Here is a 16,928-nt window from a genome sequence, read left to right on the forward strand (position 1 = left end):
GAATAGCAAGTCACTGTTGGACTACCTGATTAGGTAGTTGAGTTCTGTTCGTTGTATGGCCCAAGCTTTTTTACAATTTTCGCCGGGTTACCAGCGATTACCTGGTTATCGTTTGGAAAAGATTTTGTTACAACCGCCCCTGCCGCAACGATGGTATGTTCGCCAAGTTCTACGCTGGGCAAGATAATACAATTAGCAGCAAGCCAGGAGTTTTTTCCAATTCTTACAGGATCGGATTTTATGTATTTTTTGTAATCTTGATTATCATGGTTCATGCTTATAATTGAAATATTGGGGCCAGTCCAGACATTTTCCCCTAAAATAATTCCATTGCGGGCATCCAGATAACAATTCTTGCCCATTCCCGGTGCACGTGTACCATTATCAATTTTTTCAAAGTCTATAATCTGGCTGGTATGATGTACAGGCCAGGGCACTTTTTTATTAGGTCCAAAAAACTTTTGGCGAAGGGCGTATCTAAACAAAATCCGTGGAGCATATTTTTCATGTGGAAAATTTTTATAAGCGCGTTTTATGAAAAATAAAAAAAAGGGTGTTAATATTTTCTTAATCATTATTTTTACCGGAATTGTTTTTTAAAATTCTATAGCCAACATAAGCCAAAACAGTGTACAGCACCGATCCAACAAAGGTGAAAAAATGTAACAACAAATTAATACTTTGATCTTTAAATAAAAAGATAACAAATAAACCGCTTACCAAATAAAAAGATTGCCAGCCAAGAAGTATTTCATTTTTTCTGGTTGCAGAAAATACATCGCTGACATTGCGCATAGCAAAACTTGTTATGGCCAACGGTGTGATAATCCCGGCAATTTTTCCTGCTTCTGTCCATTCAACTCCAAAAACAAAAGCAAATAATAAATCACCCCAAAAAATGACTGGTATTAAAATTACGGTAGAAATAATCAAGCTGCTGAAATACGAATATGTATATAGTTTCAGTTTATTATTTGTAACATTTAGTCTTTGGTAAAATACGGATGTAAAAGATGATGTTATAAAATTTAGTGGATAATTTAAAACGCGAAAAGCGTGTGAGTAAAATCCAACTAATTTTGCAGAGAAAAATATGCTAAAAACATAAATCAGTAAATTCCCTGAAATTGAATTAAGGAAGCCCATCGGCATGGAAAAGTATGGGAAATTCTTATAATCAATCAATTCTTTTAAAAGCACTTTTTTTGTTATATCCTCTTTTACAGATTGAATATCTTTAATCCATTTTTTTACCAGATAAAATGAAGAGAAGAATTGTCCGCTTAAATTACCGCTTAACAATCCAGGAGTTCCAAAATTTAAAAACCCGAAAAGTATATTTAGCAATGATGTTGAAGAGCTTTGAATAACACGTGTATTGGCCAAATAACTAAAATTTTTGTTGCGACTGGACCAATGATACGCTGTCTGGTTTAATCCAAAAAAAATAATACTTAATGGTAAAAAATATAAAAGATAGGTCACATCATTTATATTAAAAAAACCGGCTATTGGTTCACTAAATAATAAAACAATTATTGTAGAGATTATGGCAGTTATCATTACAAAAATTGCACTGATAACAGACACAATCATTGCATTAGAATTGTTTTTTGGCAGCATAATGGCCAATTCATATCGACCGGTAGAAATAGTTGCCAATACTTTTGCAATGCCTAAATAAACTGCAATATAACCAAACTCGGTAGGCGTAAAATATCGGGTGATAATTGGAAGCGATGCCAGGGAGATCAATTGAGAAATTGTAACGCCTTTTAATAACACAAAGATATTTTTTAGAAAACCGTTGTTAAAAAGGCTTTTAATCTTTTCTGTCACTTGGGTTTGAAATCTCATAATATATGTTTTTAAGTTTCTTTGATTCATTTTCCCAGCAAAGTTCTTTTGAAGCCTTAAAGCAATTCGCACTAAATTTTGTAAATAAATTAGAATCTGATAGCATTGTTTGGAGTTTTTCTGCAATGTCATCAATAGAATTTGGATTTGCTGTTAATCCCACCTGGTATTTTTCAACATATTCCATTAGCGTTGGTATATTACTTGCCAGAACTGGTATTCCTGCCTGAATATATTCAAAGAATTTATTTGGAAGAGCATATTTTCTATTGATCGAATCAGCTTCAATTAAAGCAATACCCAGGTCTTTTGTTTCTATTTTATTCAAAAGTTTTCCACTTTCAACCATTGGTTCAATAGATATTTTATCACTCATATTGTTTTTATTTATTTCTTTTTTTAGCTCGTTTTCAAGAATCCCTTCACCAATAAGTGTTAAATGGAATTCTGGATTTTCAATTTTTGAAGTGGCCTGAATAAGCTGAATTAATCCTCTTCCAGGTAAAAAATAGCCGTGGAAGACAATTTCTTTTATTTTTTTATCATCAACTTTTTTTTCAATTTTTGTGATATGTTGTTTAGGTAAACTGCGAATTATGTCAAGCCTTTTTATATTTGGATATAGCTTTTTATAAAACTCACCAAGGGGTTCGGAAACGGTAATGAAAGAATCTATTTTTGAGACGGCTGCTTTTTCTAACTTTAACCAGGTTAACCTTCGCCACAAATGATTTTGGAACAACTCATGCCCGGCAAAAAATTCATGCGCATCATAGATAAGTTTGAATTTTTTAAAAAATCGAAAAACCAAAATGGACGGCAGTACCCACAATCCTCTGGCATGAATTATATCTACTTTTTCTTTTTTTAAAATATTGAAGGTTTTTAAATTAAAATGCAGAAACTTTAAAGGTCCCTTTTTAAATGGCCGGTTAATATAAAAAACAGGAAACCCGGCCTTATCTTGAATATGTGGTCCGACGCTAATAGCGCTTACATTCCAACCCATATTTTTTGCTGTCTCAATCTGGTTTATTACGCGTCTTCTATGTATAAGAGGATCTATTGAGATGAAGAATATATTTTTCATATTTGGATTAAAACAATGCAGCTTAATAAAATGACTTTAACTTTCTTTTAGCCTTATGAATAATTAAGCGTGATAAAAAGATTGGCTTGATTGTTAGATTACGGGTATAATTTACTTTAAAATATGGCCCAAGGTTGCCGCCAAAGCTTCTTTTAAATTGCTCGAAATATTGTGTATTAGCACCAAGGAAATCAAAATTCTTTCCAATAAACTCAGGTTGGATTAATATAAAAGTATGCAGTAATTCGCTATTTATTTCATTCCTTGCTGTTTTTGAAATTCCAGAAAAAAGTGCATAAATAGTTTTGTTGTCTGATAAGATGAAAATACCTGCAACCGGTTTCCCATTTGAATGTTGATAAAATAATCGTCCGATTTTATTTTCAATGCAATTATCCATAAACGCTTTCAGAAGGGGTTGGGAAATTGCAGGAGACGTGTTGTGTTTTTTATAGCTATCCATTACAAATTGTGCAACCAGCTTAGTTTCGGTTGATTCCTTAAACACATTTTCACTATTTAATATTTTTTTTATTTTCCTTCTAAGATCCTGGCTGAATTGCTTTTTTAGCATTTCAAAATCAATAATAGGAAAAGTATATGTGTATGATGTTTTTGCCTTAAAGCCTGCCCATTCAAAAGGGCGAATATCAACAATCCCGGGTGACAAGGGTATGTCAATCAGGTGAAATTCACTTGTAAGTTTATTTAAAATAATTTCTACTTGTTGTTGGTATTCTGCATTTACTGTAGACGATTTGGTTGAAATGGGTTGTTGAAAAATTATTCCCTGATATGTTGTATTTGGGATATTTGTGATAGCATTAAGAAACATCACTTTTTTTGGCCAATAAAGGATTCCAGCACATATGTGATCATTTTTGTTTAAGACCAGAATTTCAAAAGATCGCTTAAAAACGTGCTCAATTATCCTTGCCCATTGTGTTGTATGGAATAATGTCCCTTGTGGAGATAATTCTACAAAAGTGTCCCAGGAAGGATACTCTTTCTCGTCCAGAATTTGAAGATTATATTTTGAATTAGTCATGGATAATGGTGGAACCTGTGAAAGCTTATTTGTTTAACAAAACAGAAATAATTGCTTTTTGAACATGCATTCGGTTTTCAGCTTCATCAAAAACAATGGATTGTGGCCCATCGATTACTTCATCGGTAATTTCATCACCGCGGTGAGCAGGCAGACAATGCATAACCAACGCATCTTTATGAGCGTGTTGCATAAGTTGGCTGTTAACCTGGTATGGCATAAAAATCTTACGTCTTTCAGCAGCTTCTTCTTCCTGTCCCATGCTGGCCCAAACATCCGTATAAATCACATCAGCATCCTTAACCGCCGCAACAGGATCTGTTAAAACTTCAACTGTACTAATTCCTTCATTCCGTGCATATTCAAGTGTGTCAGGATCAGGCTCATAACCACCCGGTGAACAAATCACTAAGTGCAAAGGTAGTTTAGCTGCAAGATTGATCCATGAATTGGCAATATTATTTCCATCTCCGATATATGTAATCTTAAGATCTGTGTGCCTTCCTTTGTGTTCTTTTACTGTGTAAATGTCCGCCATAATCTGGCAGGGATGGTTATAGTCGGTTAAGCCGTTTATTACAGGTACAGAAGCAAATTTGGCCATTTCAACCATGTGGGCATGCTCAAACAGGCGCGCCATAATTACATCATTATAACGGGAAACAACCTGTGCAATATCTTTTACGGCTTCACGTTTGCCAATGCCAATGTCATTGGGTGAAAGGTATAATGCATAGCCGCCAAGCTGGTACATTCCGGTCTCAAATGAAATTCGCGTACGTGCTGATGGTTTGGCAAAAATCATCGACATGGATTTGCCCTCACACACGTGATGTTCAGTGCCTGCTTTGGTTTTGTCTTTTAAATCTTTGGTTACATCAAAAATGTGTTCAATCTCTTCACGAGAATAATCTGCGATTGAAATAAAATCCTTGTTCACTTTTCCTCCAAATACTTTTGTTTCTTTTTTCCGTTATTCCTATAAAATATATTTACTCAAATCTTCATCTTCTACAATATTTTTCAACTTCTCTTTTACCATCTTTGCATCAAGCGAGATTTTGTCCATCTGGATATCTGGTACATCAAAAAGAATTTCTTCCAGCAGTGAAGAGAGAATAGTATGTAAGCGCCTTGCACCAATATTTTCGGCACGTGTATTAACCACAGCAGCTAAATGTGCAATCTCTTTAATAGCGCTCGCTTTAAAAGTTAGATCAACACCTTCAGTTTCGAGCAGGGCACGGTATTGTTTAATTAATGCATTTTTAGGTTCTGTTAAAATCTTTACAAAATCTTCTTCTTTAAGGCTGGTTAATTCAACACGGATTGGAAAACGTCCTTGTAGTTCCGGGATCAAATCTGATGGTTTACTGACATGAAAAGCCCCAGCCGCAACAAAAAGAATGTGGTCAGTTTTGACAACGCCAAATTTAGTTGTTACCGACGTTCCTTCAACAATTGGCAACATATCGCGTTGAACACCTTCTCGCGATACATCCGGTCCATGTTTTCCACTGGACCCACCGGCAATTTTATCGATTTCATCAATAAAAACGATACCGGAATTTTGAACACGGTCGATGGCTTTGCGCACAACCTCATCCATATCGATTAATTTTTGTGCTTCTTGCTGGGTTAAAACGATAAAAGCTTCTTTAACTGTAGTTTTCCGTTTTTTAACCTTTTTTGGCATCATCCCGCCAAACATTTCCTGTAAGTTCATGCCCATTTCTTCCATACCCATCGGCGAGAAAACCTGCATCATCTGCATATTTTCACTGGGGATATTTATCTCAACAGAGCGGTCATCCAGCTTTCCTTCTAAAAATTGAGCGCGCAATTTTTCCCGTGTGCGTTCATGTCGCAATTCAAGTTGATCCGATTCATCCATCTCACCAACCGGTTTTTTCTTAGCGGAGATTGGTGGCAACAATAAATCAAGGATACGTTCGATGGCATGTTCCTTTGCTTTATCTTCTACTTTGGCAGTTTGTTCTTCCTGGACCATTTGTACGCCAATGCCTGTTAAATCACGGATAATGGATTCTACATCCCGGCCCACATAGCCAACTTCTGTAAATTTAGATGCTTCAATTTTTGTGAATGGAGCGCCGGCCAGTTTAGCTAATCTGCGCGATATTTCAGTTTTTCCAACTCCTGTTGCACCAATCAGGATAATATTATTGGGCATTATTTCTTCTTTTAAATCACCGGCTACCTGTTGGCGGCGCCATCTGTTTCGCAAAGCAATAGCCACCATTTTTTTTGCAGCATCCTGGCCGATGATGTATTTATCGAGTTCGTTTACAATTTGTTTTGGTGTTAATTCTTTCATGCAATTCCAATCTTTGTCTTCTGTCTAAGTTTTTCTTTATCGCCTTTTTTTACAATTCCTCTACAGCAATATTAGTGTTTGTATAAATGCAAATATCCGCCGCAACCTGTAAGGCTTCTTTTGCAATCTCTCCGGCAGAAAGTTTTGAATATTTGACCATTGCACGAGCGGCAGCTAATGCATAGGAGCCTCCGGAACCGATTGCAGCAATGCCATCATCGGGTTCAATAATATCGCCTGTGCCGGAAATGATAAAAGTATTTTTGTCATCCATTACTATAAGCAAAGCTTCAAGCCTTCTCAAGTAGCGATCGGACCGCCAGTCTTTTGCAAGCTCTACGGCTGATTTTGGTAAATTGCCGGAATAGCGTTCCAACTTCTCCTCAAATCTCTCAAAAAGAGTAAAAGCATCGGCGGCAGCGCCAGCAAACCCGGCAATAATTTTGTCATTGTACAAGCGCCTAATTTTTCGTGCCGAATGTTTCATTACAGTATTGCCAAGAGTAACTTGTCCATCGCCGGCAAGCGCAACTTTATCCTTGTGCCTAATTCCGCAAATGGTTGTTGCATAAAATGTGTTTTCAGAGTGCTGCATAATTTTCCTGGTTTTGTTTTAATACGTTCAAACAATCTTATCAAAATATAATAATTGAGGAATATACAATATTTTGTGAAAAAAGTTAAATACAAAACCTTAGATCTAACATAAAAAACAGCAATCTATTGTACGGCAAGATTTGAAATTTAATGTTTTTAACGAAACTTAGGGTGCAGTGTTTTTTCATTTTGTGTGCGCATGCTCATTTTATAGGCAGAATCCGTCCACTATTTTGACATAATTATGTTTTATTGGTTAGGATTTAGACATTTTAACCGAACATGTGGATGCCATAAAAAATGGAAAGGAATTATGCTACAGAAATTAATCCCAAGAATATTCCTTTTAGTCATAACTTTACTCATATTTTCCTGCACAATAAACGAACCTTATCTCCCAGCCTGGGACACACGAGTTAAACTCCATTTCCGGGAAGATCAATTTTCAATGAGCGAAGTACTGACCGAAAGTTCATTCAAAGACAGCTTAAACAGCACACTCGGCGATACACTTATTTACGTTTCAATTTCCGATAGTACAGAACCACAAGCCATCAGCGAGGATGACCTGGCTTTTAAATCAGATGATGATCAGATTGTTGAGACAATGGGCACAATTAGTTTAGATGCCCCATCTCCACAAAATACACCCGATGTTACATTATTAGAATTATTCCCGGACCTGCCTCCCGCAGGAAACCAAATTCCACCTTTTGATTCTGTAACAATAGAACCACCCGGTAATAATGTTAAGTTTGATTCTTTTGAACGCGTTGTAATTGAGACTGGACAAATGCATCTGGTTTTTCATAACAACCTAATTTTGGAAATCGATTCCGGCCTGGTTGTTTCAGTTTTTGACAGCGTTTCTACCTTATTGATTGGACAATTTCTTTTCTCAGAAAAAATATCTCCGGGAACTTCAAAACAAAGTTCAACTCTGGACCTGGATGATCAAACACTCTCCAACACATTTATTTTGAATTATTCCATTCCGTTTACCGGAACTGATACGGTGCACACGATAAAACAAAGTGATCTGGAAAGCAGTTTTACAACTGAAGTTGTTCTTTCTGCAATTGATGTAAGCAGCGCAACAGCAGAAATCCCTGAACAAATTGTGGAAAGGGAAGACACCTCGCCAATAAATACTGAAGACAAAACAGTCACTTTGGCAAAAATCAGGGAAGGTGGTTTAACGCTAAACATCCAGAATAACCTTGAGATAAATTCTGACCTGGTTATTGAGATTTTAACCATGGTTGATGACCTTGACCAACCTAAAACTGTAAATGTTGACCTGTTCGCAAATCAAGCAACCGTAAAACAAATCGATATAAAAGGTTTTACAATAAAAAACCATTTAACACCAGGTGCCGCGGTTGATGAAATTGCTTATAAAATAACAGCCACAACCCACCCAAGTGATGGTTTTGCAACCGTCAGTTCTACCGATGATATTGTTGTCGATATGACCATGGATTCAACTTTTGTGTCCTATTTCGAAGGAAGTGTCTCCAATGTGAAAATTGATATTGATCCTGTTGAGCAGGAAGATTTGGTTGACCTGACTGATCTTGACGGTTCTTTTAAATTGCCGGATCTTGTTTTTACTCTCAACTTTTATAACCAAATAAATTTTGATGTAGACTTAGACCTGACTTTGACCGGTATCAATACTCGAGATAATAAACAGGTTGTTTTAAATGTAGATGAAACCCTTTTCGCAGGAAACAGCGACAATCAGAAATTGACTGTTATAACTTTGAATAAGGATAACAGTAACATTGTTGATTTGATGGCCATTTTGCCGACATCCATAAAAATGGAAGGCTCAGCATTAATAAATGGGTCGGGTAGTGTGGCAACCTCTGATGCCATCTGGTCTGATTACTCCATTGAATCGCCTTTGAAAGTAAAAATTGATGAAGATATCTCAATCAAAACAGATAAGGATTCAATTGCTGCAGATGACCTTGAGGATGATGTTCGTGAAGGAATAACTGAAGATTTAAATGATGTCTTTATTCATATCAACACAGAAAACGGATTACCGCTTGGTGCCAGCTTTAAGTTTTTCCTTGCTGCCGATTCTACAACTCTTTACGATGAGACCATTCTCGATTCAACAAAAAAAGTAATAATTTCTGCAGATCTTATCCCCGGTGAAACAGATGAAAATGGGCTGGTTACTCTGCCCGCTAATGAACCAATTAAACTTGGCCTTTCTCAACAGCAACTCCAAATATTTAATACAAAGCCAATTTATTATGGTGCAGTGATAAAAATAAATGCCAATGAAAAGGCAGTGACTTTCAGGAAACATGATCTTCTTAAATATGGCGGATTTATTGATATTAAAGTAAGGGTAAACTCAGATGAATAGTTTAATAAAACTTGGAATGATATTAATCCTTTCCAGCGCTGCCTTTGCCCAAAACTTTAATGCAACAGGATTGGCCCTGGGAAACAATTTTCTTTCATATAGTAAAGGCGTGGATGCTTTTAGTGTGAATCCAGCCAACCTTGGTTTTAATAATAGAGTGGAGCTTAAATTTATTTCTCCATTGTTTGCTATTTCGAATAGTTCGATTTCCATAAATGATTATAATCGGTATTTCACAAAAGAAGGCAATAAAGGCGAGTGGGATTTAAATGACAAAAACTCGATTATTGATTTTTTTGCTGATGACGGTTTGGACGTCAACGCTGATGTAAATATGAATATTTTTTCGATGGCGTATAATAATTTTGGCTTTGGAATTGATTTGCTTGTAAGTGGTGGTGTAACCCTGAAACCAACTCAAACCCTTAAAGCTGCACTTATTGAGCTTGATCTTACTCCGAATTATCAATTCAAAGAACCAGGTTTTGCGACCGGATCTTTCTATTCTGCAGTAAAATACTCATTTTCATATGCACATTTGTTGAAAGCCAAAATAAGAAAATTCGATATCGACAATATTTCAGTCGCGGCAAAATTAAATTATTACTCCGGGATTGGAGTATTGGAAGTATTAGATTCTGATATGCATATAAAAAGATTTGAAGAAATGGCTGATGGCACTGAAGAAGAAGGGGCTTATCAAAGAGTAAATTTTAAAACACGTCGCGCCTATCCAAATGGCGGTGTTAGTGCCGGTGGAGGAATGGGATTTGACCTTGCAGCTTCTGCTGTTTACGATGACGACTGGCATTTTTCTGTAATGTTGGAAAACATTTTTGCTTCAATAGATTGGGATGTTAATACTGCTGTAATACAATTCAGCGCTTCTGATTCAATTTTATTTGATGATGACAATGTAGACCGTTCTACGGAAACTGACACGACCAGGGATGTTGGTTCGTTTAGTACATCTCTTCCGGTTAACCTGATTTTTGGTGCACATTATCAATTAATTGATGAATTGGATTTGACTGCTCAGTGGAAGCAGGGACTTTCTAAGGATTTTGGAAATGTGTTTACACCACAACTTGGAGTTGGCGCAGAATATAGGCCGATACCCTGGTTGCCACTACGGTCCGGTTTAACTGTTGGCGGCAGGGATGGATTTTTGTTTGCTCTTGGAGGCGGGTTAGATTTTGATGTTTTTGAGTTTAATCTGGCCTATGCCATGCGCGAGGCTCTTTGGCCAACATATTCCAATGGAGCTTATTTTGCCTTTGATTTTAAATTTGGATTTTAGTCCTAAATAATAATCCTACTAAATTTAATTTAAAGCCTGCCAGGATTCAAAACCTCGCAGGTTTTTTTATTATCTACCTATTAAATTCAATAATTTTCTTCCCAACAAATGTGTTATCATGAATCCCGCCAAAAATTTCAGCTTGTGGTCCATATGAAAATATTGGCACCATGGTTCCTGTATGGTGTGTACTTGTGAAAGCTGCTTCGGAAATGATTTTTTCTTCCACAGAACCATTTACTAGTGCAAACCCACCTGTCTCATGATCAGCAGTTACAATAATTAAAGTTTCTTCATTTTTTAATGCAAAATCCAATCCGCTCCCAACGGCTTCGTCAAACTCAACTATTTCTGATATGATGTAATCATGATCATTATCATGACCACCCCAATCAATTTGTGAACCTTCAACCATGAGGAAAAAACCGTTTTCATTTTGGGATAATACCTCAATTGCCTTTTTGGTCATTTCTTTTAAGGTCAGAGGCCTTTGGCCGGCTTTTTTAGGGCTTTCCTTTGAATAGAGATAGGCGAGCGTTCTTTCGTTGGTAAGTTCCTTAAATGTTTTTACTGAAGTCACAACTTTCATTTTCTTTTGAAGCTGTCCTAAAAGATCCAAATCATCTTCGCGCAAGCTGCTGTCATGGCTTTGCGGTAGAAAATTACCCAATCTTCCGCCAATTAAGACATCAACACTTGCATCTGCAATGTGCCGTGCTATTTCATTATATTTCCATCGGTCATCAACATGTGCTACAAAGCTGGCCGGTGTGGCATGATTAATTCCGGATGTGACAACAAGTCCGGTAGCCTTACCTTTTTCCCCAGCATATTCAATAACTGTTTTTAAAGGTTTTTTTTCTGGTGATAACGCTACAAAATAATTATTTGTTTTTTGGCCAGTTGCCATGGCAGTGGCACCAGCTGCAGAATCTGTTACATACTCATCCGCAGAGTGAGTTGTTAAGAAACCCACTGTTTTAAAACGTGCCAAATTGGGCTGACCGGTAACTGTTTTTAAAGCTGAAATTTGCGATAGACCCATTCCATCACCAATAAAAAGAATGATGTTTTTTGGGGCCTGTTCTTTATTTGAAGTGTTGCAGGAAAAGAAAAACAAGAATAGAATCAGAAGCAGAGGTTTTGTCATTTGAGTAAGCACCTTGTTTGTTAACCTGATGTATAAGTTGGGTATATTTATTGGTTTGGTTGGATTAGTGTTACATTCCTTTTCGCATTCTGGCAACAGGGATACCTAATTGCTCACGGTATTTTGCAACTGTCCTGCGCGCGATAGGAAAGCCTTCAGTTTTAAGCATTGCGGATAATTTGTCGTCACTAAACGGTTTTTTGGAATCTTCTTTATCGACTATTTCCTGGATACGTTTTTTTATTCTTGGGGTGGCAATTTCTTCACCGTCTTCATTTTCAATCCGCTCATTAAAAAAGTATTTTAATTCAAAAACGCCATAATCTGTTTGAACATATTTCCCATTGGAAACCCTGCTGACCGTTGAAATATCCATTTTAATAATTTCAGCAATTTCGCGCATTATCAGGGGTTCAATAAAATCCGGTCCTTTTTCAAAAAATTGAATCTGTTTGCTAACTATGGCTTCCATAACTTTCATCATGGTCATTTTTCTTTGATAGATTGATGTGATAAACCAACGTGCATTCTCAACTTTTTTGCGGATATAACTGCGTGTTTCTGTATCAGTATTCTTTTTATCCAGTAACATATTCTTATATGTATTACTAATTCTCAATGGAGGGATATTCCAATCGTTTAAAGAAACAACAAACTGGCCTTCAACTTTTTCTACTGCAAAATCCGGAGTAATATAATTAGTTTGTGTTTCAAAAAGTTCACGACCCGGTTTTGGATTTAGCTGTTTTATTTCATCAATGGCTTCCTGCAAACGTTCTTTATCCGCATCAAGTATTTGCATCAATTTGTCAAAACGCCTGTTCTTAAAATCTTCAAAATTATCTTTAATAATACTAATAGCCATCGGATCTGGTAGAAGTTGTTCTTCAAGCTGCGCTAAAAGACATTCTCTTAAGTTTCTTGCACCAATTCCGACCGGTTCAAGATGCTGAATATGTTTTAAGACTTTCTCAACAACATCAATATCTATTTCAAAATCTTCAGTTAATTGAATAAAATCCAGATTAGTGTCAAGGTATCCGTCATCGCGAATATTCCAGATTAAATGCTCGCCAATACTATATTCCAACTCTGGTAAACTTAATGTATGGAATTGATCGAGAAGGTGCTGGTGCAGGCTGGATTGACTTACTTCGGGGCGTTCAAATTCTTCAGTATTTTTATCCTTGGGGATTTTTATTTCAAATGTATCTTCATCTTTGAACAAGTTTTCGATGTCTGTATCATCTTGCGCTTCTTTTATCTCTTCCTTATCAAATTCGTCCTTATTTTTTTCCTGCTCATGAAGCTTTAATTCCTCTTCAACCTGTTCAATTTCATCATCATTGGCTTCAATGGTTTCTTCAAGGCTGTCCGGATCATCTTCACCTTCTTCCAAAACCGGATTCTGTTCAAGCTCACTTTTTATTCGTTGCTCCAGGCTAAGCATAGGCAACTGCAAAAGAGTAGATAATAAAATCTGCTGTGGTGTCAGCTTCTGTTCTAGTTTAAGATACTGTCCTAAATAAATCCCACTCATTATTCTTTTTTTATCCTGTAAATCGTAATTATTGTTTTGGCATGATTTATGTAGCAATATTAGAACTTTTTAGAAATGTAGTCAAGCGGAGTTTTACTTAATGTAAAAATAATTGGTTTTAAATCCCGATTGCTAAATAACATTTCTAAAGTTTTCCGAGAAAAATTCATTTTCCTCCATCAGTCCGGTATTTACGCGAATGCAATTTGGTAATCCAAACGCTTTTAACGGGCGGACAATAACGCCTTTTCTTAAAAGTTTATCATTTACTTTGTTAACAATATCTTCATTCTCAAAAATAATGGTCACAAAATTTGCATGTGTTTTTATATATCGAATTCCAAGTTTATCAAACAAATCATAAAAAAACTGAATCCCGTCTAAATTGAGTTTAAGATACTTTTCAAGAAATTGCTGATCTTCCATCGCAGCTAATCCTGCGGCTTGGGCTGGAATGCTTGGTTCAAATGGGAGTTTAACTTTCATTAAATTGCAGATAAGCTGATCATGGGCAAAACCATATCCAATACGGATTCCGGCTAATCCATAAGCTTTGGAGAAAGTCCTTAATGTAATCACATTATCAAGACGGTACTTCATTGAGTCCGGGTAAACCGGGTTTTCATAACAAAATTCAAAATATGCCTCATCCATAATAATCAAAACATTATCCGGTACTTTTTCTTTAAACTCTAAAAATTCACGCACTGTAAAAATTGTTCCGGTTGGATTGTTGGGATTGGCCAGATAGATTATTTTGGTTTTGTCATTAATATTTTCAGCAATAGCATCTAAATCAAATCGATAATCTTTTAAAGGTACCATTCGCAGTTTAATTCCACGAGATTGAGCTAATACTTTGAACCCGATAAATGTGCCTTCTGATGTTAGTGCCTCTTCATCATCCAGCATAAAAGTACGCATAATCAACGACATAATTCCCTCTGAACCATGCCCGGTAATAACGTGATCGACCTTCACATCAAAACGCTTTGCTAAAGCAGAACGCAAATCCAGCGAAGCCGGATTGGGATAGCGGTGCAACGCGGTTAATGAATCTTGCATAGCTTTAACAGCCATTGGGGAAGGGCCCATTGGATTTTCATTGGAGGCCAGTTTTACAATTTTTTTTGGTTTGTATTCTCGTTTTAAATCTTCAATTGATTTGCCTGCTTTATAAGGGACAAGGTCTTTTATATGTTGTGGTACTAACGGCATGTTGTTCTCCATACAAATTATAAATTTCTTAAACGCTCAATAATTCAATCTGAGTGCTATGAACTTTAAAATAGATATAATTGAGATATTAAACTTAAGGGAAAAAATGTTAAAACTGTAGCATTAATTCATTAATATTTTTTAGAGAGGAATATTATTCTAGGCTAAATAGAATCATGCCAACGAACCAGGGCGTTTGCAAATTCTGCGGGTTTTTCAATGGGTAAATAATGGCCTGCCTGTTCAATCAGAAAAGTTGTGGTGTTTGGAATAGCTTTTTCCAGTTTGGTGCCCACTTTTTGCCATGGTTGGTAGTGATCATTTTTAGCCCAAATTAATTGAACAGGTATTGAAAGATTACTAAAGCTGTCTGCAACCTGGCAGCTTTTTTTATTATTCAGGGCTTTTAGGTGCCGGGAAAACTGTCTCCGGCCTTCTTCATTATATAGTTTTTCTGACCAGAATATTTGCTTTATTTTTTCTTTTGAGAGGATATCAGAGTCAAAAAAACCGGCTTTCATTTTGGATATGGTATATGGGTTTGGTACAAGACCTGCTTTTGCGATTGGGGTGTATAGCCCTAATTTGGCAAGGGCTTTAAAAATTTTTACAGGCAATACCGGGAATGATGAAGCCATTGGAGAGTTGCATAGTGTGAGTCTTTTTACAAGTTCGGGATTGGTAACCGCTAAAATCTGGGCAACAGCACCACCAATATCGTGGCCAACTATCCAGACAGCTTTACCAAATTTTTTTTTAATCCATTCTGCTATTAATTCTGCAGAACCTGCTAATGAATAATCACCATCTTTAGGCAAACGTGTTTTTCCATATCCGGCAAGATCAGGCGCATAAACACCAAAATTATCCTTGCTGGTCAATACCATAATTTCACGCCACAATTCTGCGCTGGACGGGATGCCATGTAAAAATATTATTGGGTTGTCAAAGTTTTGATCAATATAAAGATATGAGATTTGGTTGTCACCAATAGCAGTCTTGGCTCTTCGTATTGGGTGAGAAAATTTGTTAATGGGGCGCGTCATCATGCAATTCTATTTAAGACTATGCTTATCTAAAATATTACAACGCAGTACTAACCTCAAATATAAATTCAGAATTAAAATCTTCATCAAAGCCCATTTCCAGACGCGCAACCTCAATGTACGGCAGTCTGAAATGTAAGCCCGCTCCAAAACCAGATATAAAATCGTTGATATCAAACGCTTTTTTTAAAATGCCTTGATTGGGCTGATCTTTTTCTGACCAGGTTATACCGGAATCAAAAAACAAGGCGCCATTTAGTCCAAATTGGAGATTCTGAGTGGAACTTTCCGGCATAAAAGAGGACGGCAGACTAATATGTCTTATTGGTAAAATGGGAAAGCGCATTTCGAAATTGGTTAACAAGGATTGCCGCGAAGGGCCAATTACTTCTGAAAAATGACCACGAACTCTTTCTTTAAATCCAAAGTAAACCTGACGGTAAAGTGGTAAATCACCACTTGTAAGCGATGAATAAATCCGTCCGGCAAAAGTTACTTTTCCAAATGTCTGGTATCTGCGAACATCAAAGATATATTTTGAATAATCAATTTTTGGTTCAAAAAAACCGTTTTTAATATATGAAAAACGTGTATACCAACCTACGGCTGGGTAAGCAATCAGGTCACGATTATCGTATGCTATTGTGAAATTTATTCCTGCAAATGTTTCTTGCCGATTACCGGAAATCATAGAATAACTGAATGCATTTGTCGAATCAGTGGCCCATTTTTTTGGAACAGTTACATCATCGAATGAGAACCCGACATAAGTTGAAAAATGCCGAGACCAGTATCTTCCAAGAACCCAGTTTACTGCAAGATGCTCTTCATCCAGATCCAGAGTTTTATGAAGCGTGCTGTATTTATGGATTATTATATCGCTGGTATAACGGTTTTTTTCACCAATCCAAGGATTGTAATATTCCAATTGAAATCCGGGTCTGTAGCCAAATAAAACTTTGCCAATAAGTTTCTCGTTACGTCCGCGAAAATTTAGGTGGGCAAGACCAAATCCATAAGTGAGCTTATCCCAATCGCGGTCTTCAATTGTAAAAGCAGGAAAAGGGTATAAGTAGAATCGCTCTGTTACGTTGACCAGGAGAGACAAATTGTGCTCATCCGGAATAGGGATAATTTCCACATGGTTAAACAAAAATAAGTTGCTAACCCGTTTCTCGGACAAAACACGTAATGAGTCGCTATAAGAATCACCAGGCTGTAAAAGAATTTCTCTTTTAATTACATCTTCATGTGTATCGTCATTACCTACCACTAAAATCGTTGTAATTTTTTTGTTATTAAAATCCTGGGCAAACAATGAAACAGTAAAACATAGAACTGAAATAATAATTTTCAAC

14 protein-coding genes are annotated in these 16,928 nt (G+C 36.5%); 2 read left to right on the plus strand and 12 right to left on the minus strand.

What is annotated here, in order from left to right:
* Positions 1-29: 29 nt before the first annotated feature.
* From HND50_17995 to hslV, 7 genes are read right to left on the minus strand one after another with little or no spacing between them, the layout of a single operon-like run.
* Positions 30-575 (minus strand): acyltransferase, encoded by a 546-nt coding sequence (locus HND50_17995; protein NOG47139.1) that lies wholly within the window; start codon positions 573-575, stop codon positions 30-32.
* Positions 568-1,839, minus strand: coding sequence for an oligosaccharide flippase family protein (locus HND50_18000; GenBank protein NOG47140.1), 1,272 nt, complete (start codon positions 1,837-1,839; stop codon positions 568-570). The genes HND50_17995 and HND50_18000 overlap by 8 nt, the downstream gene beginning before the upstream one ends.
* Positions 1,823-2,947, minus strand: a complete 1,125-nt coding sequence (locus tag HND50_18005) for a glycosyltransferase (protein NOG47141.1) — start codon at positions 2,945-2,947, stop codon at positions 1,823-1,825. The genes HND50_18000 and HND50_18005 overlap by 17 nt, the downstream gene beginning before the upstream one ends.
* 22 nt (positions 2,948-2,969) lie before the next feature.
* Positions 2,970-3,995, minus strand: coding sequence for a GNAT family N-acetyltransferase (locus HND50_18010; protein NOG47142.1), 1,026 nt, complete (start codon positions 3,993-3,995; stop codon positions 2,970-2,972).
* 25 nt (positions 3,996-4,020) lie between these two features.
* The gene (gene argF, locus HND50_18015) at positions 4,021-4,935 is read right to left on the minus strand and encodes an ornithine carbamoyltransferase (protein NOG47143.1); all 915 of its coding nucleotides are present in this window, start codon (positions 4,933-4,935) and stop codon (positions 4,021-4,023) included.
* Between the two features lie 39 nt (positions 4,936-4,974).
* Positions 4,975-6,333 carry an ATP-dependent protease ATPase subunit HslU gene (gene hslU / locus HND50_18020; protein NOG47144.1) on the minus strand — a complete coding sequence of 453 codons (1,359 nt, stop codon included), beginning with the start codon at positions 6,331-6,333 and terminating at the stop codon, positions 4,975-4,977.
* 49 nt (positions 6,334-6,382) lie between these two features.
* On the minus strand, positions 6,383-6,928 hold the full coding sequence (gene hslV / locus HND50_18025) for an ATP-dependent protease subunit HslV (protein NOG47145.1): 546 nt from the start codon (positions 6,926-6,928) through the stop codon (positions 6,383-6,385).
* Between the two features lie 450 nt (positions 6,929-7,378).
* Between hslV and HND50_18030 the strand changes: the two genes are divergently transcribed.
* Together HND50_18030 and HND50_18035 are read left to right on the plus strand one after the other, a co-directional pair.
* The gene (locus HND50_18030) at positions 7,379-9,316 is read left to right on the plus strand and encodes a hypothetical protein (GenBank protein ID NOG47146.1); all 1,938 of its coding nucleotides are present in this window, start codon (positions 7,379-7,381) and stop codon (positions 9,314-9,316) included.
* A complete protein-coding gene (locus HND50_18035; protein ID NOG47147.1) occupies positions 9,309-10,616 on the plus strand; it encodes a hypothetical protein in 1,308 nt (435 codons plus the stop codon). The genes HND50_18030 and HND50_18035 overlap by 8 nt, the downstream gene beginning before the upstream one ends.
* Positions 10,617-10,689: 73 nt before the next feature.
* On the opposite strand, the gene HND50_18040 is transcribed toward HND50_18035, so the two are convergent.
* The 5 genes from HND50_18040 to HND50_18060 form a co-directional block, all read right to left on the minus strand.
* Complete coding sequence (locus HND50_18040) at positions 10,690-11,766, minus strand: alkaline phosphatase (GenBank protein ID NOG47148.1); 1,077 nt, start codon at positions 11,764-11,766, stop codon at positions 10,690-10,692.
* Between the two features lie 70 nt (positions 11,767-11,836).
* Positions 11,837-13,306 (minus strand): RNA polymerase factor sigma-54, encoded by a 1,470-nt coding sequence (gene rpoN, locus HND50_18045; protein ID NOG47149.1) that lies wholly within the window; start codon positions 13,304-13,306, stop codon positions 11,837-11,839.
* 132 nt (positions 13,307-13,438) lie between these two features.
* Entirely contained in the window at positions 13,439-14,524 is a 1,086-nt protein-coding gene (locus tag HND50_18050; GenBank protein NOG47150.1) for a histidinol-phosphate transaminase, read from the minus strand.
* 164 nt (positions 14,525-14,688) lie between these two features.
* Positions 14,689-15,573 (minus strand): alpha/beta hydrolase, encoded by an 885-nt coding sequence (locus tag HND50_18055; protein NOG47151.1) that lies wholly within the window; start codon positions 15,571-15,573, stop codon positions 14,689-14,691.
* Positions 15,574-15,607: 34 nt separating this feature from the next.
* Positions 15,608-16,927, minus strand: coding sequence for a BamA/TamA family outer membrane protein (locus HND50_18060; protein NOG47152.1), 1,320 nt, complete (start codon positions 16,925-16,927; stop codon positions 15,608-15,610).
* Position 16,928: the final 1 nt, after the last annotated feature.

The sequence above is a fragment of the Calditrichota bacterium genome (genome assembly GCA_013112635.1).
GTDB lineage: Bacteria > Calditrichota > Calditrichia > Calditrichales > J004 > JABFGF01.

Excerpts from the sequence above, each read along its gene's own strand:
- HND50_18055 (NOG47151.1), bottom strand. The coding sequence starts at position 15,573 with ATGATGACGCGCCCCATTAACAAATTTTCTCACCCAATACGAAGAGCC.
- HND50_18035 (NOG47147.1), top strand. The coding sequence starts at position 9,309 with ATGAATAGTTTAATAAAACTTGGAATGATATTAATCCTTTCCAGCGCT.
- HND50_17995 (NOG47139.1), bottom strand. The coding sequence starts at position 575 with ATGATTAAGAAAATATTAACACCCTTTTTTTTATTTTTCATAAAACGC.
- HND50_18005 (NOG47141.1), bottom strand. The coding sequence starts at position 2,947 with ATGAAAAATATATTCTTCATCTCAATAGATCCTCTTATACATAGAAGA.
- HND50_18030 (NOG47146.1), top strand. The coding sequence starts at position 7,379 with ATGAGCGAAGTACTGACCGAAAGTTCATTCAAAGACAGCTTAAACAGC.
- hslV (NOG47145.1), bottom strand. The coding sequence starts at position 6,928 with ATGCAGCACTCTGAAAACACATTTTATGCAACAACCATTTGCGGAATT.
- rpoN (NOG47149.1), bottom strand. The coding sequence starts at position 13,306 with ATGAGTGGGATTTATTTAGGACAGTATCTTAAACTAGAACAGAAGCTG.
- hslU (NOG47144.1), bottom strand. The coding sequence starts at position 6,333 with ATGAAAGAATTAACACCAAAACAAATTGTAAACGAACTCGATAAATAC.
- HND50_18010 (NOG47142.1), bottom strand. The coding sequence starts at position 3,995 with ATGACTAATTCAAAATATAATCTTCAAATTCTGGACGAGAAAGAGTAT.
- HND50_18050 (NOG47150.1), bottom strand. The coding sequence starts at position 14,524 with ATGCCGTTAGTACCACAACATATAAAAGACCTTGTCCCTTATAAAGCA.
- HND50_18040 (NOG47148.1), bottom strand. The coding sequence starts at position 11,766 with ATGACAAAACCTCTGCTTCTGATTCTATTCTTGTTTTTCTTTTCCTGC.